This is a genomic window from Actinacidiphila sp. bgisy144 (assembly GCF_057708105.1).
The window spans coordinates 1-20,312 of the sequence record NZ_JBYIRM010000057.1 but is presented as its reverse complement, the minus strand read 5'-3'; the positions used below and the strand labels follow the sequence as shown (position 1 = coordinate 20,312).

The following is a 20,312-nucleotide window of genomic DNA, read 5'->3' as shown; positions in this document are numbered from 1 at the left end:
CGCCAGCCCCGCCCGCACCCCGCTCCCGTTCCCCGTTAGGAGGGACCCACCGCATGCCCGCACCGGCACTGCCCCGGCTCGGCCTCGGCTGCGCCCCGCTCGGCAACCTCTACACCGCGATGACCGACGAGCAGGCCGAGGCGACGGTCGCGGCCGCGTTCGCCACCCGCGCCGGGCAGCCGGCGTACTTCGACGTGGCGCCGCACTACGGCCTGGGCCGCGCCGAGGAGCGGCTCGGCGCGGCGCTGGCCGGGCGGGACCGCGGGTCGTACCTGCTGTCGACCAAGGTCGGCCGGCGGCTGCGGGACCTGCGGCCCGGCGAGACCCCCGACGGCCAGGGCTTCGTCGACAACCCGCCCCGGGCCCGGGAGTGGGACTTCACCGCCGGCGGCATCGAGGCCACCTTGGAGGGCTCGCTGCGCCGCCTCGGCGTGGACCGGGTCGACCTCGTCTTCCTGCACGACGTCGAGGACCACCTCGACGAGGTCCGCGCCACCGGCTTCCCGGCGCTCGCCGCGCTGCGCGACCAGGGCGTGGTCGGGGCGATCGGCTTCGGCATGAACCACAGCGGGGTACTGGCCGGCCTCGTCGCCGACCTCGACGTGGACGTGGTGCTGTGCGCGGGCCGCTGGACCCTGCTGGAGCGCACCGCGTACGACGACCTGCTGCCGGTCTGCGAGCGGCGCGGCACCCAGGTGGTGGCCGGCGGCGTCTACAACTCCGGGCTGCTCGCCGACCCCCGGCCGGGCGCGCCCTACGACTACCAGGCCGCGCCCGCCGGCCTCGTCGAGCGGGCCCGGCAACTCCAGGCGGTCTGCGGCGAGTTCGGGGTGCCGCTGCGGGCGGCCGCGCTGCGCTACCCGTTCGCGCACCCCGCGGTCACCTGCGCGGTGGTCGGCGCCGCGAGCCCGGCCGAGGTCCGCGACAACGCGGCGCTGTTCGACCACGACATCCCCGCCGAGCTGTGGCCCGCGCTCGTCGCACAGGGCCTGCTCGACCCGGACGTGCCGCTGCCGGCCGCCGCCCTCCCGGCGGTGGGGCGGTGACCCGGCCGCTGCGCATCGACGCGCACCACCACCTGTGGGACCTCGACCGCCGCCCGCAGCCCTGGCTGCGCGGCGCCGCCCTGGCACCGCTGAACCGCACCTTCGCGCTGCCGGAGCTGCTGCCGGAGCTGGACGCGCACGGCATCGACACCACCATCGTCGTGCAGTCCAGCTCCTCGCTCGAGGAGACCCGCGACCTGCTGGCCCTCGCCCGCGCCTCGCACGGCCGGATCTCCGGCGTGGTCGGCTGGGCCGACCTCACCGACCCCGACGCGCTGCCCGGCGTGCTCGCCGAACTCGCCGCGGCCGGGCCGCTGGTGGGCATCCGCCACCAGGTCCAGGACGAGGCCGACCCGCAGTGGCTGGACCGCCCCGACGTGCGCGCCGGGCTGCGCGCGGTGGCCGCCGCCGGGCTCGCCTACGACCTGCTCGTCACCCCGCGCGAGCTGTCCGCCGCGCTCGCCGCCGTCGAGGAACTGCCCGAGGTGCGCTTCGTGCTGGACCACGCGGGCAAGCCGCCGATCGCGGCCGGGCGGTGGGAGCCGTGGGCCGAGCAGATCTCCGCGGTCGCCGACCACCCCAACACGGTGTGCAAGCTGTCCGGGCTGGTCACCGAGGCGGAGTGGGCGTCCTGGCGGCCGCAGGACGTGCTGCCCCACGCCCGCCACGTCCTGGCGGCCTTCGGCTCCGACCGGGTGCTCTTCGGCTCCGACTGGCCGGTGTGCACGCTCGCGGGCCGCTACGCCGACGTCGTCGCGCTCGCCGAGCAGGCGACGGCCGACCTGAGCGCGGACGAACGGCACGCGGTGTTCGGCGGCAACGCCTTCCGCGTCTACGGCCTGGCCTGACCGGCACGGCCTACCTGGCCTGACCGACCTTCCCGGCCCCTACAGGGTGGAGCGCAGCCACTGCTCGACGCTCGCCACATGGACCGTGGCCCAGGCGCGCGCCGCGTCGGGGTCGCGGTCGCGCAGCGCGCCGAGGATCGCCCGGTGCTCGTGGAGGGTGCGGGCGATGGCGTCCTCCTGGGTCACCCCGCGCCAGATCCGGGCGCGGGTGGTGGGCCCGGACAGCCCGTCCAGGAGCGAGCAGAGCACGGAGTTGCCCGAGCCCTGCACGATGCCGCGGTGGAAGTCCAGGTCGGAGGCGACCAGTTGCTCCACCGAGGGGGCCGGGCCGAGCGCGTCCAGCTTGCCCTGGAGGACGTCGAGCTCGTCGGCGGTGAGCCGGACCGCCGCCATCGCGGTCGCCGCCGGCTCCAGGATGCGCCGCACCGCCAGGAACTCCAGCACCGTGTCGTCGCGGTGGAAGTCCACCACGAAGCTCAGCGCCTCCAGCAGCAGTTGCGGGTCCAGGCTGGTGACGTAGGTGCCGTCGCCCTGCCGTACGTCGAGGATGCGGATCAGCGACAGCGCGCGCACCGCCTCGCGCAGGGAGTTGCGGGACAGCCCCAGCTCGGCCGCCAGTTCGCTCTCCTTGGGCAGCCGGTCGCCCGGCCGCAGCGCCCCCGAGACGATCATGTCCTTGATCTTCTCGATCGCCTCGTCCGTGACCGCCATCCGGGCCTCCCCGTGTCGGGCCTGCCGGCACCCTGCCGGGCCAGACCTCCGATGTATCCCCATTATGGGCCACACCCGCCGCCACGTCCCCACGCCCGCCCCCGTACGGGCCGCCGCGCCGCGAAACCGCTGGAGCCGGCCCGGCCGCACACCCATACTGGCGCGCGTGATCCAGCACGAACTGATCGACCGGGTGCGGGCGTTGTGCCGCGCCGACGAGGGCGTCCGCGCCGCTTTGATGTACGGCTCCTTCGCCGCGGGGGAGGGCGACGCGCACAGCGACGTGGAGTTCTGGCTCTTCCTCGACCCGGCGGCGCGCGCCGCTCTCGACCCGGCCGCCTGGTGCGCCCGGGTCGCGCCGGTCCGCCTGCTGCTGCGCAACGAGTTCGGCACCCATGTGGCGCTCTTCGCCCAGGCGGTCCGCGGTGAGTTCCACTTCGCCACCACCGCGGACATCCCGTCGGTGGGGGAGTGGCCGGCCAGGGGCGCGGCCGTCGACGCGATGGTCGTGGTGGATCGCGACGGCGCGCTCGCCCCGGTGCTCGCCGCGCTGCCCGTCCGCGCGCCGCTGCCCGGCACCGCCGAGGAGGTCGCCGACCTGTGCGGGCGGTTCGCCAACTGGATGGTGCTCGCCGCCCACGTCACCGCCCGCGGCGAGCACCTGCGGGCGCAGGACGCCCTCGCGCACGCCGCCCGCCACCTGCTGTGGATGGCCCGCCTGGCCGAGCACAGCACCGCGCACTGGCTCACCCCGTCCCGCGCCGCCGAGGCCGAGCTGCCGCCCGCTACCGTCCGCGCCGTCGCCGCCGGCACCCTGCCCGCGCTGTGGCGCGAGGGCCGGGAGCGCTGGCTGGCCCTGCTGGAGCGGACCGGCCGCGTCCCATCCGCCGAACTCCTGGCGGAACTCGACGCGCTGCTGGACCCCGCGCCGCCCCAGCCGTAAAGCCGGACCCCAGCTGTGAAGCCGCGCCGTCCCCGCGCGGGAAGCGGGCGGGGCCGCCCGCCGTCCCCGGAGGAACAGCGGGCGGCCCCGGCTGATTCGAACGGCCGGTGCCGTGCTCAGTCCTGGCGCTCCTTCAGCAGGCGCGCCACGCCCTCCCGCACCTCCGGCGTGTCCAGACCCCGGATGGTGAGCGTGGTCCGCCGCCGCAGCACGTCGTCCACGTCCTGTGCCCACTCGTGGTCGCGGGCGTAGACCACCTGGGCCCAGATCTCCGGCGCGTCCGGGTGGATGCGCTCGGCCAGCGCCGGGTCCTCGTTGGCCAGGCGGGCGATGTCGAAGGCGAGCGAGCCGTAGTGCCCGGCGAGGTGGCCCGCGGTGTCGGCGGCCATCCGCGGGCCGGGCGCGATGCCGTCGACGACCAGCCGGTGCGCGACCGCGTCGCGGCTGGCGAACCCGGGCAGCGGGGCGCGCTTGGGCAGCCGGGACAGCGGCTCCAGGTCGTCGGCGAGCGGGTGCCCGGGCAGCTCGGCGAGCTTCGCCATCACGGTGCGGCCGATGTGCCGGAAGGTGGTCCACTTGCCGCCCGCGATGGACAGCATCCCGCCGCGGCCCTCGGTGACCACCGTCTCCCGCTTGGCCTTCGCGGTGTCGCCCGGCCCGCCCGGCAGCACCCGCAGCCCGGCGAAGGAGTAGGTGATCAGGTCCCGGGTGAGCTGGTGGTCGCGGACGGAGAACGCCGCCTCGTCCAGGATCTGGGTGATGTCGGCCTCGGTGACCGCCACCTCGCCCGGGTCGCCCTCGTACTCCTCGTCGGTCGTGCCGAGCAGCAGCATGTCCTCCCACGGCAGCGCGAAGGTGATGCGGTACTTGTCGATCGGCGTGGCCAGCGCCGCCCGCCACGGCGCGGTCCGCTTGAGCACCAGGTGCGCGCCCTTGGACAGCCGGATCGACGGCACCGCGGTCGGGTCCTCCATCCGCCGCAGGTGGTCCACCCACGGGCCGGTCGCGTTGAGCACCAGCCGCGCGTCCACGCCGAACTCGGCGCCGTCGGTGCGGTCGCGCAGCTCCGCGCCGGTCACCCGGCCGCAGGTGAAGCGCAGCCCGGTGACCTCGGCGTGGTTGAGCACGGTCGCGCCCGCGTCGACCGCCGCCCGTACCGTCATCAGGGCCATCCGGGCGTCGTTCATCTGCCCGTCCTCGTAGACCGCGACCGCGCGCAGGTCGTCGGTGCGCAGCTCGGGCACGTCGCGGGCGGCCCGGGCCGGGCTGATGACGTGCCCGACGCCGTCCCGGAACGCGGACAGCGCGGAGTACGCGAACACGCCCGCGCCGAGCTTGGCCGCGCCGTGCGGGCCGCCCTTGTAGACCGGCAGGTAGAAGGTGAGCGGGTTGGCCAGGTGCGGCGCGACGTCGTGGGAGACCGCGCGCCGCTCCAGGTGGTTCTCGGCGACCAGCCGCACCGCTCCGGTCTGGAGGTAGCGCAGGCCGCCGTGGAGCAGCTTGGAGGAGGCCGAGGAGGTGGCGCCGGCGAAGTCGCCGGCGTCCACCATCGCCACCCGCAGTCCCGACTGGGCGGCGTGCCAGGCGGTGGTGATGCCGAGGATGCCGCCGCCGATCACCAGCAGGTCGTACGTGGCGTGCCCGAGCAGTTCGCGGGTCTCGGCCCGCCCGGGGTTCGTGCCGGCGGTCGGGTGCGTCCCCAGCGCGGGGACGCGTTGCAGGGTGGTCATGGCGTTCTCAGTGCTCCTCTTCGATCCAGCCCATGGTCCGGGTCACGGCCTTGCGCCAGTTGTGGTACTCGCGCTCCCGTTCGGCGTCCGCCATCCGGGGCGTCCATTCCGCCGCGCGCCGCCAGTTGGCGCGCAGCGTGTCGGTGTCCGGCCAGAAGCCCACCGCGAGTCCGGCGGCGTAGGCCGCGCCCAGGCAGGTGGTCTCGGCGACCATGGGGCGCACCACGGGTGCGGCCAGCACGTCGGCGAGGGTCTGCATGAGCAGGTTGTTGGAGGTCATGCCGCCGTCGACCTTCAGGGCGGCCAGTTCGACACCGGAGTCCTTGGTCATCGCGTCGGCGATCTCGCGGGTCTGCCAGGCGGTCGCCTCCAGGACGGCGCGGGCGATGTGCGCCTTGGTGACGTAGCGGGTCAGCCCGGCGATCACCCCGCGGGCGTCGTCCTGCCAGTAGGGGGCGAACAGCCCGGAGAAGGCCGGTACGAAGTAGGCGCCGCCGTTGTCCTCGACGGTCAGCGCCAGCGTCTCGATCTCGGCGGCGGTGCTGATCAGGCCCATCTGGTCGCGCATCCACTGCACCAGGGAGCCGGTGACGGCGATCGAGCCCTCCAGCGCGTACACCGGCGCCTGGTCGCCGATCCGGTAGCCGACGGTGGTGATCAGGCCGTTGTGCGAGTCCACCGGGGTCTCGCCTGTGTTGAGCAGCATGAACGTGCCGGTGCCGTAGGTGGACTTGGCCTCGCCGGGCGCGAAGCAGGTCTGGCCGAAGAGCGCGGCCTGCTGGTCGCCGAGGGCGGAGGCCACCGGGACGTCCGACAGGCCGCCGATGTCCGTGGTGCCGTAGACCTCGGCGGAGGAGCCGATGCGCGGCAGCACCGCGGCCGGCACGCCGATCTCGTCCAGGATCTCCTGGTCCCAGTCGAGGGTGCGCAGGTCCATCAGCAGGGTGCGGGAGGCGTTGGTGACGTCCGTGACGTGCACCCCGCCGTCCGCGCCGCCGGTGAGGTTCCAGATCACCCAGGAGTCCATGGTGCCGAAGAGGATGTCGCCGGCCTCGGCGCGCTCGCGCAGGCCCGGCACGTTGTCCAGCAGCCAGCGGATCTTCGGGCCGGCGAAGTACGACGCGAGCGGCAGCCCGGTCTTCGCGCGGAACCGGTCCTGGCCGACGTCCCGGCCCAGTTCGCGGCAGAGCGCGTCGGTGCGGGTGTCCTGCCAGACCAGCGCGTTGTGCACCGGCTCGCCGGTGTGCCGGTCCCACAGCAGCGTCGTCTCGCGCTGGTTGGTGATGCCGATCGCCTTGACGTCGGAGGGCGCGAAGCCGGGCACGTCCTGGGCGGCGCGGCGGACGGCGCCGGCCACCACCTCCTGGACGTTGGTCCAGATCTCGGCGGCGTCGTGCTCCACCCAGCCGGGCTTGGGGAAGATCTGCTCGTGCTCCTTCTGGTCCACCGCCACGATCCGGCCGTCCCGGTCGAAGACGATGCAGCGGCTGGAGGTGGTGCCCTGGTCGATGGCGGCGATGAAGGGGCCGGTGCCGTGCGAACCGCCGGCGCCCTGTGCGGCCGGGTCGGCGGAGGCGGTGGCGTCGGCGGCGGTGGTGCCGGTCTCGTGCGGGGTGTCGGTCACGGTCTGCTCCTGCTGGGTCTGGCGTCCTGTGCGGGCGGGTCGGTGGGCGGATCGGGCCGGTGCCGCGTGTCTCGTGTTCGGGTGCGGCGGCCGGCGGTGGAGCCGGTACGGCGGCCGTGGCGCGCGCGGAAGGGGGCCGCGCGCGCCACGCGCGCTCGGGTGGGCGCGTTACATGAAGGCCAGCCTGTACAAGCCACCGGCGATCGCGGCGCCGACAAGCGGGCCGACCACCGGAATCCACGCGTATCCCCAGTCCGAGCCGCCCTTGTTGGGCAGCGGGAGCAGCGCGTGCACGATCCGCGGGCCGAGGTCGCGCGCGGGGTTGATCGCGTAGCCGGTGGGGCCGCCGAGCGACAGGCCGATACCGACCACGAGCAGTGCGGTGAGCAGGATGCCCGTGCCGTTGAGCGCCAGGCCCTTGGTCATGCCCTGGGTGAGGATGAACTCCACCAGCACCGCGGTCGCGATGATCTCGGTGAGCAGGTTCTGCACCGGGTTGCGGATCTCCGGGCCGGTGGAGAAGACGCCGAGCACCGGGCCGCCGGGCTGCGCTTCCGCGTCGGCGCTGACCGGTCCGGCCGGGTCGGCCTTGGGGGCGCCGCCGGCCTCGCCGGCCGCGACCGCCTGCGCGGTGCCGTCGGCGGCCCCGCCGGCCGCCGGGCCCACCACGGCGGGGTCGGTCAGGTGCGCGTGGAACTGGCCGAGATAGGCCGCCCACACCAGTACCGCGCCGATGATCGCACCGCCGAACTCCCCGATCAGGTAGTACGGCATGGTGCTCCAGTCGCCGGTCTTGATGGCGACACCCAAGGTGACGGCCGGGTTGAGCTGGCCGCCGGAGTAGCCGTTGGCGATGTAGGCGCCGCCCAGCACCGCCAGGCCCCAGCCGAAGGAGATCGCCACCCAGCCGGCGTCTCTGGCCTTGGATCGTTTGAGGGTCACCGCGGCGCACACTCCGCCGCCGAGCAGGATCAGCACGGCGGTACCGAAGAGTTCGCCGATGACTATGTGGCCGTTGGACACGTCGACTCCTTTGTCCCAGTCCCTGAGCCGCGGTCCAATATTCGTCCGTTGTTCGACATTGTCGACCGCAGGTCGAAAGTCTCGCCCCCTGCGATGACCAGGTCAAGAGCCGTGTGACCGACCAGACTCATGACTTCCCGCCCGCCGGTCCGGGCACACCGCGGCAAGCCGCCCCGAAACGCCCCGCCCGGCACCCCGGGCCGCATCAGAACCGGCCCGCGCCCAGGTCGCGGGAGACCGCCCGCGCGCAGTCCCGCACCGCCGCGACCAGCTGCGCCCTGATCCCGCCGCCGTCGCAGACCCGCTCCACCGCGCCGGTCACGCCCACCGCGCCGACCGGCATCCGCCGCCGGTCGTACACCGGCGCGGCCACCGACGCCACGCCCTCCCAGGTCTCCTCCAGGTCCGCGGCCCACCCGCGGGCCCGGGTCAGGTCGAGCACCGCCTCGAAGTCCGCCGCCCGCGTGACCGTCCGCCCGGTCAGCGCGGGCCGCTCGCCCTCGGCCGCCTCGCTGTGCGCCACCGGGTCGTAGGCGGCCAGCACCTTGCCCAGCGCGGTGCTGTGCAGCGGCTGCATCGCCCCGACCTCCAGCACCTGGCGGCTGTCGTCGGGCCGGAAGACGTGGTGCACCACCAGCACGCCCTGCTGGTGCAGCACCCCCAGGTACGCCGCCTCGCCGCTGGAGCGGGCCAGGTCGTCGGTCCACACCAGGGCCCGGGCGCGCAGCTCGTGCACGTCCAGGAAGCTGTTGCCCAGCCGCAGCAGCTCCGCGCCCAGCTGGTACTTGCCCGACGCCGGGTCCTGCTCGACGAAGCCCTCCTGCTGGAGGGTGCGCAGGATGCCGTGCGCGGTGCCCTTGGCCAGCCCGAGCGAGGAGGCCACGTCCGACAGGCCCAGCCGCCGCTCGCCGCCGGCCAGCAGCCGCAGGATCGCCGCGGCGCGTTCCAGGGACTGGATGGGACCTGGCATGGCGGCGCTCCAAGATCTGCGGGACGGTGCGGTTCGCCGGCCGCCGCGCACGCCGACCGGGGCGGTGACCGGGGGCGGCAGCGGGCGGCAGGAGATGCTCCGGGTCGACAATGTCGACCTTGGACATTCTTCATCATGGCAGACCACGGCCCGCACCCCACCCGTACGACCCGTCCGGTGGCTGGAATCGCCCGAGTCTTTCCGGCCGCTCCCGCTACTCTGGCGGAGTGCGTGCCGCGCCCCCGGGGGCGCGGCGGCGCATAGCCGACAGCCGTCGCACTCCAGGGAGCAACCCATGGCCTTGCCGTCCCCCTCGTCCACCCCCGCCGCGTCCGCGCACGACGCGGCCCGGGTCGCCGCACTCCGGGAGGCACTCGCCTCCCGCGTCGTCGTCGCCGACGGCGCGATGGGCACCATGCTCCAGGCGCAGGAGCCGACGCTCGACGACTTCCAGCAGCTCGAAGGGTGCAACGAAGTCCTCAACGTCACCCGCCCGGACATCGTCCGCTCCGTCCACGAGGCCTACTTCCAGGCCGGGGTGGACTGCGTCGAGACCAACACCTTCGGCGCCAACCACTCCGCGATGAGCGAGTACGACATCCCCGAGCGGATCGAGGAGCTGTCCGAGGCCGGCGCCCGGCTGGCCCGCGAGGTCGCCGACGGCTTCGCCGCCGACGGCCGCCGCCGCTTCGTCCTCGGCTCGATCGGCCCGGGCACCAAGCTGCCCACCCTCGGGCACATCGACTACCTCACCCTGCGCGACGGCTACCAGGCCAACGCGGCCGGCCTGATCGCCGGCGGCGCCGACGCCCTGGTCGTGGAGACCATGCAGGACCTGCTCGGCGTGAAGGCCGCCGTGCTCGGCGCCCGCCGCGCGATGGCCGCCGCGGGCGTCGACCTGCCGGTGATCTGCTCGGTGTCGGTGGAGACCACCGGCACCATGCTGCTCGGCTCCGAGATCGGCGCCGCCCTGACCGCGCTCGAACCGCTCGGCATCGACCTGATCGGCCTGAACTGCTCCACCGGCCCCGCCGAGATGAGCGAGCACCTGCGCTACCTCGCCCGCCACTCCCGCATCCCGCTCAGCTGCATGCCGAACGCGGGCCTGCCGGTGCTCACCAAGGACGGCGCGCACTACCCGCTGTCCCCGTCCGAACTCGCCGACGCGCACGAGATGTTCGCCCAGGAGTACGGCCTGTCCCTGGTCGGCGGCTGCTGCGGCAGCACCCCCGAGCACCTGCGCCAGCTGGTGGACCGGATCGGCGGCCACGACATCGTCCGCCGCGACCCGCGCGCCGAGCCCGGCGCCGCCTCCCTGTACCAGACCGTGCCCTTCCGCCAGGACACCTCCTACCTGGCGATCGGCGAGCGGACCAACGCCAACGGCTCGAAGAAGTTCCGCGAGGCGATGCTGGAGGGCCGCTGGGAGGACTGCGTGGAGCTGGCCCGCGACCAGATCCGCGAGGGCGCCCACCTGCTCGACGTCTGCGTGGACTACGTCGGCCGCGACGGCGTCGCCGACATGGCCGAGATCGCCGGCCGCTTCGCCACCGCCTCCACGCTGCCGATCGTGCTGGACTCGACCGAGGTGGACGTGCTGAAGGCCGGGCTGGAGAAGCTCGGCGGCCGCGCGGTGCTCAACTCCGTCAACTACGAGGACGGCGACGGCCCCGAGTCCCGCTTCGCCCGCGTCACCGCGCTCGCCGCCGAGCACGGCGCCGCGCTGATCGCGCTGACCATCGACGAGGAGGGGCAGGCCCGTACCGCCGAGAAGAAGGTGGAGATCGCCGAGCGGCTGATCGCCGACCTCACCGGCAACTGGGGCATCCGCGAGTCCGACATCCTCATCGACTGCCTGACCTTCACCATCTGCACCGGCCAGGAGGAGTCCCGCAAGGACGGCGTCGCCACCATCGACGCCATTCGCGAGCTCAAGCGCCGCCACCCGGACGTGCAGACCACGCTGGGCCTGTCCAACATCTCCTTCGGCCTCAACCCCGCCGCCCGCACCGTGCTCAACTCCGTCTTCCTCGACGAGTGCGTCAAGGCCGGGCTGGACTCCGCGATCGTGCACGCCGCCAAGATCCTGCCGATCGCCCGCATCCCCGAGGAGCAGCGCCAGGCCGCCTACGACCTGGTCTACGACAAGCGCGCCGAGGGCTACGACCCGCTGCAGAAGCTGATGCAGCTCTTCGAGGGCGTCGACTCCAAGTCCCTGAAGGCCGGCCGCGCCGAGGAGCTGATGGCGCTGCCGCTGGAGGAGCGCCTCCAGCGCCGGATCATCGACGGCGAGAAGAACGGCCTGAGCGCCGACCTGGACGAGGCGCTGGCCGAGCGCCCCGCCCTCGAGATCGTCAACGACACGCTGCTGGCCGGGATGAAGGTGGTCGGCGAACTGTTCGGCTCCGGCCAGATGCAGCTGCCGTTCGTGCTCCAGTCCGCGGAGGTGATGAAGACCGCGGTCGCCTACCTCGAACCGCACATGGAGAAGAGTGACGACGAGGGCAAGGGCACGATCGTGCTGGCCACCGTCCGCGGCGACGTGCACGACATCGGCAAGAACCTGGTCGACATCATCCTCTCCAACAACGGCTACACCGTGGTCAACCTGGGCATCAAGCAGCCGGTCTCCGCGATCCTGGAGGCCGCCGAGGACAACCGCGCCGACGTGATCGGCATGTCCGGGCTGCTGGTGAAGTCCACGGTGATCATGAAGGAGAACCTGGAGGAGCTCAACCAGCGCGGCCTGTCCGCGAAGTACCCGGTGATCCTCGGCGGCGCGGCCCTGACCCGCGCCTACGTCGAGCAGGACCTGCACGAGATCTACGCCGGCGAGGTCCGCTACGCCCGCGACGCCTTCGAGGGCCTGCGGCTGATGGACGCCCTGATCGGGGTGAAGCGCGGGGTGCCCGGCGCGGCGCTGCCGGAGCTGAAGGCCCGCCGGGTGCCCAAGCGGGAGCAGCCGGAGGAGCCCGAGGAGGTCAACCTCGGCCAGATCCGCTCCGACGTCGCCGTGGACAACCCGGTGCCCGCGCCGCCGTTCTGGGGCAGCCGGGTGGTCAAGGGCATCCAGCTCGCCGACTACTCCTCCTGGCTGGACGAGGGCGCGCTCTTCAAGGGCCAGTGGGGTCTGAAGCAGTCGCGCGCCGACGGCCCGAGCTACGAGGAACTGGTCGAGAGCGAGGGGCGCCCCCGGCTGCGCGGCCTGCTGACGAAGCTCCAGTCCGAGCACCTGCTGGAGGCGGCCGTCACCTACGGCTACTTCCCGTGCGTCTCCAAGGGCGACGACCTGATCGTGCTCCACGAGGACGGCACCGAGCGCACCCGCTTCACCTTCCCGCGCCAGCGGCGCGGGCGGCGGCTGTGCCTGGCCGACTTCTTCCGGCCCGAGGAATCCGGCGAGACCGACGTCGTCGGCTTCCAGGTGGTCACCGTCGGCAACCGCGTCTCCGAGGCGGCCAACGAGCTGTTCGCCGCCGACTCCTACCGCGACTACCTGGAACTGCACGGCCTGTCCGTCCAGCTCGCCGAGGCGCTCGCCGAGTACTGGCACGCCCGGGTCCGGGCCGAGCTCGGCTACGCCGGGGAGGACCCCGCCGACGTGGTCGACATGTTCGACCTGAAGTACCGCGGCGCCCGCTTCTCCCTGGGCTACGGCGCCTGCCCCGACCTGGAGGACCGGGCCAAGATCGCCGCCCTGCTGGAGCCGGAGCGGATCGGCGTCAAGCTCTCCGAGGAGTTCCAGCTGCACCCCGAGCAGTCCACCGACGCGATCATCGTCCACCACCCGGAGGCGAAGTACTTCAACGCGCGCTGACCAGCGGTTCGTCCGCCGTTCAGCGGGCCGGGAGCGCCCGTCGTAGACTTGTGGGTCCGGCACAGGCCGGTCGTCTCCCCGCACCTTCCGCGGGGCACGGCGACCGGCCTTCGTGCCCCCCGGAGCCCAGGAGTACCGAGGAGTGGGGCCTATGACGAGCAGCATCCCGGTCGCCGCCGTCCGCACGCAGGAGGAGGCCGACGACGGCCCCTGGGCGGTGCTGCTGGATCTGGACGGCACCCTGGTCGACACCGAGGGGCTGTGGTGGGCGGCGGAGTCCGCGGTCTTCGCCGACCTCGGGCACGTGCTGGACGAGGAACACCGCTCGGTGGTCGTCGGCGGCCCGATGACCCGCAGCGTGGGCCACCTCGTCGACGTCACCGGCACCAGCGTGCCGCTGCCCGAGCTGATGGCCGCGATCAACAGCCGCTTCGAGCACCTGGTCGCCGAGGGCGCGCCCCTGATGCCCGGCGCCCGGCGGCTGCTGACCGAACTCGTCGCGCACACCGTGCCCACCGCGCTGGTGTCCGCCTCGCACCGCCGCACCATCGACGCCATGCTCCGCTCGCTCGGCCCGGAGCACTTCGCCTTCACCCTGGCCGGCGACGAGATCGGCCGCACCAAGCCGCACCCGGACCCGTATCTGGCCGCCGCCGCCCGGCTGGGCGCCGACCCCGCGCACTGCGTGGTCGTCGAGGACACCCTCACCGGCGTCGCGTCCGCCGAGGCGGCCGGCTGCCGGGTGGTGGCGGTGCCCTCGCTGGTGCCGATCCCGCCGGCGCCCGGCCGCACCGTCGTACGGTCCCTGGAGGACCTCGACGTCCCTTTTCTGCGCTCCTTGCGCACGGCCCTTCACTGAGCGTGTGATCTTACCCGCTCCGCTTGTGCAGACCACTGACTTTGGCCCACCCGTTGGTGCTGATCACCGCAGATCTCGGTATCGTCGCCCCAGCGTGCCCCGCGCTGCCGCCGCCCTGCTCCTGTGATCCGGGTACGCGGGCGGGCCTGTTGGGCCTTTCGGGCGCGCCACGAGCCCCCGGCACATGCGCAAGAGGAGAACTAGCAACGATGAACCGCAAGCTTCTGGTGCTGCCGGCCCTGCTCGGCGCGTTGGCACCCGCCATCACCGGGTGCGGCAGTTCCGGCGGCAGCGGCGGCAGTGGCAAACCCATCGTCGTCGGCACCACCGACAGCATCGAGCTCACCAAGGACAACCCGGCGCCGCTGGACCCGGCCACGTCCTACGACAGCGCCACCTGGAACATCTTCTACAACACCTTCCAGATGCTGCTGACCTACCAGCGCGGCAGCACCACGCCGACGCCCGACGCGGCCAAGGAGTGCCACTACGACGGCACCTCGGGACTGACGTACCAGTGCACGATGCGCGACGGCGAGAAGTTCTCCACCGGGCGCGCGCTCACCTCCGCGGACGTGAAGTACTCCATCGACCGGATGCAGAAGATCCACTGGGCCGACGGCCCGTCGTCGCTGATATCCGACGTCAAGAGCGTGGACGCGCCCGACGCGCAGACCGTGGTCTTCCACCTCAAGCAGCCCGACGCGACCTTCCCCGCGAAGCTCGCCACCCCCGCCGCCGCGATCGTGGACAGCACCGTGTACCCGGCGGCGAAGCCGTACACCGGCTGGCGGCTGGTCGGCTCCGGCCCGTACAAGCTGGACTCCTGGACCGCGGGCAAGCAGGCGGTGTTCACCAAGAACGACCACTACGACGGCACCCTGAAGATGCACAACAGCGCCGTCACCCTCAAGATGTACGCCGACTCCGACACGATGGAGAACGCGCTCAAGTCCGGCGCCCTGGACGTGATGAGCCGGCAGATGTCGCCGGACCAGATCCAGAAGCTCCAGTCGAACCCGGACCCGGACTTCAAGCTCACCGAGTCCTCCGGCGGCGAGGCCCGCTACCTCTTCCTCAACACCGACGCGCCGTCGCTGAAGAAGACCGCGGTCCGCCAGGCGATGGCCCAACTCGTCGACCGCCAGGCGATCACCCGCGACGTCTACCAGCGCACCGCGGTGCCGCTGTACTCGGTGGTCCCGCAGGGCATCACCACCCACGTCAACTCCTTCTACGACACCTACGGCGAGCCCAGCGTCAAGAAGGCGCAGAAGACCCTGGAGAACGCCGGCATCACCGACAAGGTGCCGCTGACCATCAACTTCCGCCGCGACAACGGCGGCACGATGAACCAGGCCGAGGCCGAGGCGATCGCCAAGCAGCTCAACGCCTCCGGGCTCTTCGACGTCACCGTCAAGAGCGAGCAGTGGAACGCGTTCCTGAAGGCCGCCGGCGAGGGCAAGTACCAGGTCTTCGCGCTGAGCTGGCTGCCGGACTTCCCCGACCCCGACAACTACATCGCGCCGTTCTTCGACAAGGAGACGTTCATCCCGCTGCCGTACGACCTGACGCAGATCCGGAACACGATCCTGCCGGAGACCCGCCGCCAGGCCGAGCGCAGCGCCACCACGGACGCCTTCGACGAGGCGCAGAAGCTCGTCGCCGAGCAGGTGCCGATGCTCCCGCTGTGGCAGGCGAACCAGTACATCGCCGCCCGCAACGACATCACCGGCGCGGAGTGGGCGCTCAACGCGTCGACCACCACGCAGTTCTGGGAGCTGGGCCGCGGCGCCTCCAGCTGACCGCGACCGCCGCGCCCCGGGCACGGCACGCGAGAGGGCAACGCCCCTGCGCCGGACCGGTGCAGGGGCGTTGCCATGTGCGGGCGGGCGGCTCGGCTCAGCCCGCGCCGGGCCGCACCAGGCCGCTCTCGTACGCGTACACCGCCGCCTGCACCCGGTCGCGCAGGCCCAGCTTCGTCAGCACATGGCCGACATGTGTCTTCACGGTGGTCTCGCTGACGAACAGCTCGGCGGCGATCTCCGCGTTCGACAGGCCGCGGGCCACCAGCCTCAGCACCTCCACCTCGCGCTCGGTCAGCGTGTGCAGCGGCTGCGGCAGCGCCTCCTCGCCCGACGGGAGGCGGCCGGCGTACTTGTCCAGCAGCCGCCGGGTGATGCTGGGCGCGAGCATCGCCTCGCCGGCGGCCACCACCCGGATCGCCTGCACCAGTTCCGCGGCCGGCGCGTCCTTGAGCAGGAAGCCGCTGGCCCCGGCGCGCAGCGCCTCCACCACGTACTCGTCCAGGTCGAAGGTGGTCAGCACCAGCACCTTCGCCGGGCCCGACCGGTCCGGGCCGGTGATCTGCCGGGTCGCCTCCACCCCGTCCATCCGGGGCATGCGGATGTCCATCAGCACCACGTCGGGCTGCAACGCCCGCACCTGGTCCAGCGCCTGCTGCCCGTCCCCGGCCTCGCCGACCACGGCCAGGTCCGGTTCGGCCTCCAGGATCATCCGGAAGCCGGTGCGCAACAGGGGCTGATCGTCCACCAGCAGGACGCGGATCGCCACAAGTACTCCTTCGCTAGACCGGACCATTCTCGCCCACGAGGGGCCCGGTGCCGCCCGCGTCGGCGGGGCGCGCCAGCGGGTACGGCGGGGGAGTGCCGCCGAACTCCGGGCACAGCGCCTGGTGGTCGCACCACCCGCACAGCGGGGTGCGCCGCGGCCGCCAGTCACCGCTGGCCGTCGCCTCCTGGATCGCCTCCCACAGCGCCAGCAGCCGCCGCTCGGTGCGCAGCAGGTCCGCCTCCGACGGGTCGTACGTCCGCACGTCGCCGCTGCCGAGGTAGACCAGCTGGAGCCGGCGCGGCACCACCCCGCGCAGCCGCCACAGCACCAGCGCGTAGAACCGCATCTGGAACAGCGGCTCGTCGGCGTACTCCGGGCGGGGCGCCTTGCCCGTCTTGTAGTCCACCACCCGCAGGTCCCCGGTGGCCGGCGCCACGTCCAGCCGGTCGACGTAGCCGCGCAGCGTCAACCCCGACTCCAGCACCGTCTCCACGTACAACTCGCGCTCGGCGGGCTCCAGCCGGGTCGGGTCCTCCAGCGTGAACCACCGCTCCACCAGCCGCTCGGCGCTCGCCAGCCACTCCGCCAGCGCCGCCGCGTCGAGCGCGCCCTCGGCCGCGGTGAACAGCACGGCCAGCTCCGGGCGGGCGGCCAGCAGCCGCTGCCACTCGCCGGGCACCATCGCGCGGGCCCGCTCCGGTGTGCGCTCGGCGGCCGGCGCGTCGAACAGCCGCTCCAGCACCGCGTGCACCACGGTGCCGCGGGTCGCCGCCTGGCTCGGCTGCTCCGGCAGCCGGTCGATCACCCGCAACCGGTACAGCAGCGGGCAGCGCATGAAGTCCGCCGCCCGCGACGGCGACAGCGACGCGGGCGGGCGCGGCGGCAGCCCGCCGCCGGGGCCGCCCGACGGCCCCTTCGCCGCGGCCGCCCCGGTCTGCTCCGCCTGCTTCGTCTGCGTCCCCATGGCAGACGACCTTACGGCCTGCCACCGACACAGGGCACGCGCCGGTGTGCCCCACGCGACAGGGCCATATCATGGGCCCGATGACCCTCGTGCCGCATGATCGGCACGGGGGTCTGTTTTCAGAAGGGGAATGAGTGAGCGAGAGCGGCGGTCCACCGTCCCGGAACACCCGCACGCCGGGCCGCGGCGGCGAGGACGGCACGGACAAGCAGCCGAGGGAGCCGGGCGGCGGCATCCTCATGGGCAGGTTCCTCGGCGTCCCCATCTACGTCGCCCCCAGCTGGTTCCTGGTCGCCGCACTGATCACCTGGGTCTTCGGCGGACAGCTCGACCATGTGCTGCCCGACCTCGGCGGCGTCCGCTACCTCGTCTCGCTCTTCTTCGCGGTCGCCTTCTACGCCTCGGTGCTCGTCCACGAACTGGCGCACACGGTGGCGGCGATCCGGTTCGACCTGCCGGTGCGCCGCATCCAACTCCAGTTCTTCGGCGGCGTCTCGGAGATCGAGAAGGACTCCGACACCCCCGGCCGCGAGTTCATGCTCTCCTTCGTCGGGCCGCTGCTGTCGCTGGTGCTGTCCGGGGTCTTCTACGGCGGGATGCGGCTCGTCGACCGCGGCACCGTGCCCGGGGTGCTGCTCGCCGGGCTGACGGTCAGCAACCTGATCGTGGCGATCTTCAACTTCCTGCCCGGACTCCCGCTGGACGGCGGCCGCATGCTGCGGGCGGTGGTCTGGAAGCTCAGCGGCGACCCGATGAAGGGCACCGTGGCGGCCGCCTGGGCCGGGCGGGTGCTCGCGCTGGCCGTCCTGATCGGCATGCCCATGCTGTCCTACCTGCGGGGTAGCGGAGAAAGCGGCGCGGACTCGCTCACCGACGCGCTGCTGGCCGCGATCCTCGCCGCGATCATGTGGACCGGCGCGGGCAACGGGCTGCGGATGGCCCGGCTGCGCGAGCGCCTGCCCGACCTGCGGGCGCGCACCCTGACCCGGCGGGCCGTGCCGGTCTCCTCCGACACCCCGCTGTCCGAGGCGCTGCGCCGGGCGAACGAGGCGGGCGCGCGGGCCCTGGTCGTCGTGGACGGCAAGGGCGACCCGACGGCGCTGGTGCGCGAGTCGGCGATCATCTCGGTGCCCGAGCACCGGCGCCCCTGGGTCGCGGTCAGCGGCCTGTCCCACGACCTGCGCCCGGGGATGCGGGTGTCCGCCGACCTCACCGGCGAGGAACTCCTCGACACCCTGCGCGCCACCCCCTCCACCGAGTACCTCGTGGTGGAGCCCACCGGCGAGATCTACGGCGTCCTGTCCACCGCCGACGTCGAGCGCGCCTTCGTCGCCGCCATGTCCCGCGCGGCCTAGTTCCGCGCGGCCTCGTATCGCGGACCACCCGCCCGTGGCCGCCGTCGGAACGGGTGCCGCGAGCCACTAAGGTGGTCCTATGTCCGAACCGACTGGTGCAGCCCGCAGGCGCGGGCCTTTCAGAGTCGGGGACCAGGTCCAGCTCACCGACCCCAAGGGACGCCACTACACGTTCACGCTCGAAGCCGGAAAGCAGTTCCACACCCACAAGGGCGCTTTCCCGCACGACGAGCTGATCGGTGCCCCCGAGGGCAGTGTGGTGCGGACCACGGGAAACGTCGCCTACCTCGCGCTGCGCCCCCTGCTCCCCGACTACGTCCTGTCCATGCCCCGCGGCGCCGCCGTGGTCTACCCCAAGGACGCGGGGCAGATCCTGGCGATGGCCGACATCTTCCCCGGCGCCCGGGTGGTCGAGGCAGGCGTCGGCTCCGGCTCGCTGAGCAGCTTCCTGCTCCGCGCGATCGGCGACCACGGCATGCTGCACAGCTACGAGCGCCGGGCGGACTTCGCCGAGATCGCCACCCAGAACGTCGAGCGCTACTTCGGCGGCCCGCACCCGGCCTGGCAGCTCACCGTCGGCGACCTCCAGGACCACCTGTCGGACACCGACGTGGACCGGGTCGTCCTCGACATGCTCGCGCCCTGGGAGTGCCTGGAGGCCGTCGCCAAGGCCCTGGTGCCCGGCGGCATCCTGTGCGCCTACGTGGCCACCACCACCCAGCTCGCCCGCACCGTGGAGGCGATCCGCGAGCACGGCACCTTCAACGAGCCGGCCGCCTGGGAGTCGATGGTCCGCACCTGGCATGTCGAGGGGCTCGCGGTCCGGCCCGACCACCGCATGATCGGCCACACCGGCTTCCTCCTCACCGCCCGGCGGCTGGCCGACGGCGTCGAGCCGCCGCTGCGCCGCCGCCGCCCCGCCAAGGGCGCCTACGGCGAGGACTACACCGGCCCGGGCGGCGGGAGCGGCGCCGACAGCTGAGGTCCTTTCCGGCCAACTTCACCGCGCCGCCGCCGGTTTGCCCGCCCGGGCCGCCGGCGGCGGCGCGGCGCTTTTCCGCCACCTGGGGACGTACCGGACGGGGGCCGGGCCCACCGGCGAGACCGCGGGGACCGGCAGCCCGGGTCCGCACCGCCCCCGCCGTACCGCGCCCGTGTGACGTGTGGCACCATGCTGGCCACCCCCGCAGACCGAACCCCCAGGAGCCAGGCGAGTGCAGCCCTCCGCAGGTCAGGCCCTTCCGCACACGCACAGCCGCGCTGTGCACTGGATCACCACGGCCGCCGCCGTGGGCGCCCTGGTCGGGGCCATGGCCCTGGTGCAGCCCGCGGACGCCAGCCCCAAGGCCGCCGCCAGACCCGCCGCGACGACATCCGGGCCGCCGGTCGCCGCGCCCGACCCGAACGCCGTCAGCTACCCGCTGACCTGCGCCCCCGGCGCCAAGGTGGACGTGATCTCGCACGTCTCGGCCGACTTCGACGGCGACGGGCGGCCCGAGACCGCCGTTGTGGTCCGCTGCCACTCCGACACCGGCACCCCGCCCAGCGGCGTGTACGTGCTGTCCGCCCCGGCCCACCCAGGCGGCGCCCCGAAGATCGCGGTCACCCTGGTCAGGCCCCAGGACGACCGGCAGATCTCCGACTTCCGGCTGGACGGCGACACCGTCAAGGCCACCGTGCTCGGCTTCTCCAGCGACGACGTCGCCCGCTGCTGCCCGGACCTGAAGCGCACCTACACCTGGGAGTGGCGCGGCGACCGGTACGTGGCGCTGCCCGGCCCGGCCGCCGGGGCCGTCTGAGCCGAGGGCCGTCCGGGCCGGGGGCCCCCTGGGCCGGGGCCCGGGGGGG

General features: G+C 73.3%; 16 protein-coding genes. 9 read left to right on the top strand and 7 right to left on the bottom strand.

Annotated features, from left to right (window positions below; translation table 11 throughout):
* The first annotated feature begins 53 nt into the window (after window positions 1-53).
* Entirely contained in the window at window positions 54-1,046 is a 993-nt protein-coding gene (locus AC3EVP_RS35930; protein ID WP_435137725.1) for an aldo/keto reductase, read from the top strand.
* Entirely contained in the window at window positions 1,043-1,894 is an 852-nt protein-coding gene (locus tag AC3EVP_RS35925; RefSeq protein ID WP_335975302.1) for an amidohydrolase family protein, read from the top strand. Before AC3EVP_RS35930 ends, AC3EVP_RS35925 begins: the two co-directional genes overlap by 4 nt.
* 39 nt (window positions 1,895-1,933) lie before the next feature.
* On the opposite strand, the gene AC3EVP_RS35920 is transcribed toward AC3EVP_RS35925, so the two are convergent.
* Complete coding sequence (locus AC3EVP_RS35920) at window positions 1,934-2,605, bottom strand: FadR/GntR family transcriptional regulator (RefSeq protein WP_335975305.1); 672 nt, start codon at window positions 2,603-2,605, stop codon at window positions 1,934-1,936.
* Window positions 2,606-2,771: 166 nt separating this feature from the next.
* Here AC3EVP_RS35920 and AC3EVP_RS35915 point away from each other — a divergent pair, with 166 nt between their 5' ends.
* Complete coding sequence (locus tag AC3EVP_RS35915) at window positions 2,772-3,548, top strand: nucleotidyltransferase domain-containing protein (RefSeq protein ID WP_435137720.1); 777 nt, start codon at window positions 2,772-2,774, stop codon at window positions 3,546-3,548.
* Between the two features lie 116 nt (window positions 3,549-3,664).
* On the opposite strand, the gene AC3EVP_RS35910 is transcribed toward AC3EVP_RS35915, so the two are convergent.
* The 4 genes from AC3EVP_RS35910 to AC3EVP_RS35895 form a co-directional block, all read right to left on the bottom strand.
* Window positions 3,665-5,278, bottom strand: a complete 1,614-nt coding sequence (locus tag AC3EVP_RS35910; protein WP_435137717.1) for a glycerol-3-phosphate dehydrogenase/oxidase — start codon at window positions 5,276-5,278, stop codon at window positions 3,665-3,667.
* 7 nt (window positions 5,279-5,285) lie between these two features.
* Window positions 5,286-6,797 (bottom strand): glycerol kinase GlpK, encoded by a 1,512-nt coding sequence (gene glpK / locus AC3EVP_RS35905; protein ID WP_335976248.1) that lies wholly within the window; start codon window positions 6,795-6,797, stop codon window positions 5,286-5,288.
* 273 nt (window positions 6,798-7,070) lie between these two features.
* Window positions 7,071-7,925, bottom strand: coding sequence for an MIP/aquaporin family protein (locus AC3EVP_RS35900; RefSeq protein ID WP_335975314.1), 855 nt, complete (start codon window positions 7,923-7,925; stop codon window positions 7,071-7,073).
* A 205-nt stretch (window positions 7,926-8,130) separates the two neighbouring features.
* Entirely contained in the window at window positions 8,131-8,895 is a 765-nt protein-coding gene (locus AC3EVP_RS35895) for an IclR family transcriptional regulator (RefSeq protein ID WP_335975317.1), read from the bottom strand.
* 295 nt (window positions 8,896-9,190) lie between these two features.
* Between AC3EVP_RS35895 and metH the strand changes: the two genes are divergently transcribed.
* The 3 genes from metH to AC3EVP_RS35880 all read left to right on the top strand — a co-directional run bounded on the left by metH (window position 9,191) and on the right by AC3EVP_RS35880 (window position 15,376).
* A complete protein-coding gene (metH, locus tag AC3EVP_RS35890; protein WP_435137712.1) occupies window positions 9,191-12,712 on the top strand; it encodes a methionine synthase in 3,522 nt (1,173 codons plus the stop codon).
* A gap of 151 nt (window positions 12,713-12,863) precedes the next feature.
* Window positions 12,864-13,571: an HAD family hydrolase gene (locus AC3EVP_RS35885; RefSeq protein WP_335975325.1), complete on the top strand. Its 708-nt coding sequence runs from the start codon at window positions 12,864-12,866 to the stop codon at window positions 13,569-13,571.
* 209 nt (window positions 13,572-13,780) lie between these two features.
* Window positions 13,781-15,376 (top strand): ABC transporter substrate-binding protein, encoded by a 1,596-nt coding sequence (locus AC3EVP_RS35880; protein WP_335975330.1) that lies wholly within the window; start codon window positions 13,781-13,783, stop codon window positions 15,374-15,376.
* 97 nt (window positions 15,377-15,473) lie between these two features.
* On the opposite strand, the gene AC3EVP_RS35875 is transcribed toward AC3EVP_RS35880, so the two are convergent.
* Both AC3EVP_RS35875 and AC3EVP_RS35870 read right to left on the bottom strand, forming a co-directional pair.
* Entirely contained in the window at window positions 15,474-16,145 is a 672-nt protein-coding gene (locus AC3EVP_RS35875; protein ID WP_335975333.1) for a response regulator, read from the bottom strand.
* Between the two features lie 13 nt (window positions 16,146-16,158).
* Window positions 16,159-17,109 carry a RecB family exonuclease gene (locus AC3EVP_RS35870; protein ID WP_435137707.1) on the bottom strand — a complete coding sequence of 317 codons (951 nt, stop codon included), beginning with the start codon at window positions 17,107-17,109 and terminating at the stop codon, window positions 16,159-16,161.
* A gap of 134 nt (window positions 17,110-17,243) precedes the next feature.
* Here AC3EVP_RS35870 and AC3EVP_RS35865 point away from each other — a divergent pair, with 134 nt between their 5' ends.
* The 3 genes from AC3EVP_RS35865 to AC3EVP_RS35855 all read left to right on the top strand — a co-directional run bounded on the left by AC3EVP_RS35865 (window position 17,244) and on the right by AC3EVP_RS35855 (window position 20,263).
* Window positions 17,244-18,464, top strand: coding sequence for a site-2 protease family protein (locus tag AC3EVP_RS35865; RefSeq protein ID WP_435137704.1), 1,221 nt, complete (start codon window positions 17,244-17,246; stop codon window positions 18,462-18,464).
* 79 nt (window positions 18,465-18,543) lie between these two features.
* Complete coding sequence (locus AC3EVP_RS35860; RefSeq protein ID WP_335975342.1) at window positions 18,544-19,446, top strand: tRNA (adenine-N1)-methyltransferase; 903 nt, start codon at window positions 18,544-18,546, stop codon at window positions 19,444-19,446.
* 280 nt (window positions 19,447-19,726) lie between these two features.
* Window positions 19,727-20,263, top strand: coding sequence for a hypothetical protein (locus tag AC3EVP_RS35855; protein WP_335975346.1), 537 nt, complete (start codon window positions 19,727-19,729; stop codon window positions 20,261-20,263).
* The last annotated feature ends 49 nt before the right edge of the window (window positions 20,264-20,312 follow it).

Coding starts and splice junctions, on each gene's coding strand:
- AC3EVP_RS35920 (WP_335975305.1), bottom strand. CDS start 2,605: ATGGCGGTCACGGACGAGGCGATCGAGAAGATCAAGGACATGATCGTC.
- AC3EVP_RS35870 (WP_435137707.1), bottom strand. CDS start 17,109: ATGGGGACGCAGACGAAGCAGGCGGAGCAGACCGGGGCGGCCGCGGCG.
- AC3EVP_RS35910 (WP_435137717.1), bottom strand. CDS start 5,278: ATGACCACCCTGCAACGCGTCCCCGCGCTGGGGACGCACCCGACCGCC.
- AC3EVP_RS35880 (WP_335975330.1), top strand. CDS start 13,781: ATGAACCGCAAGCTTCTGGTGCTGCCGGCCCTGCTCGGCGCGTTGGCA.
- AC3EVP_RS35885 (WP_335975325.1), top strand. CDS start 12,864: ATGACGAGCAGCATCCCGGTCGCCGCCGTCCGCACGCAGGAGGAGGCC.
- AC3EVP_RS35860 (WP_335975342.1), top strand. CDS start 18,544: ATGTCCGAACCGACTGGTGCAGCCCGCAGGCGCGGGCCTTTCAGAGTC.
- metH (WP_435137712.1), top strand. CDS start 9,191: ATGGCCTTGCCGTCCCCCTCGTCCACCCCCGCCGCGTCCGCGCACGAC.
- AC3EVP_RS35930 (WP_435137725.1), top strand. CDS start 54: ATGCCCGCACCGGCACTGCCCCGGCTCGGCCTCGGCTGCGCCCCGCTC.
- AC3EVP_RS35895 (WP_335975317.1), bottom strand. CDS start 8,895: ATGCCAGGTCCCATCCAGTCCCTGGAACGCGCCGCGGCGATCCTGCGG.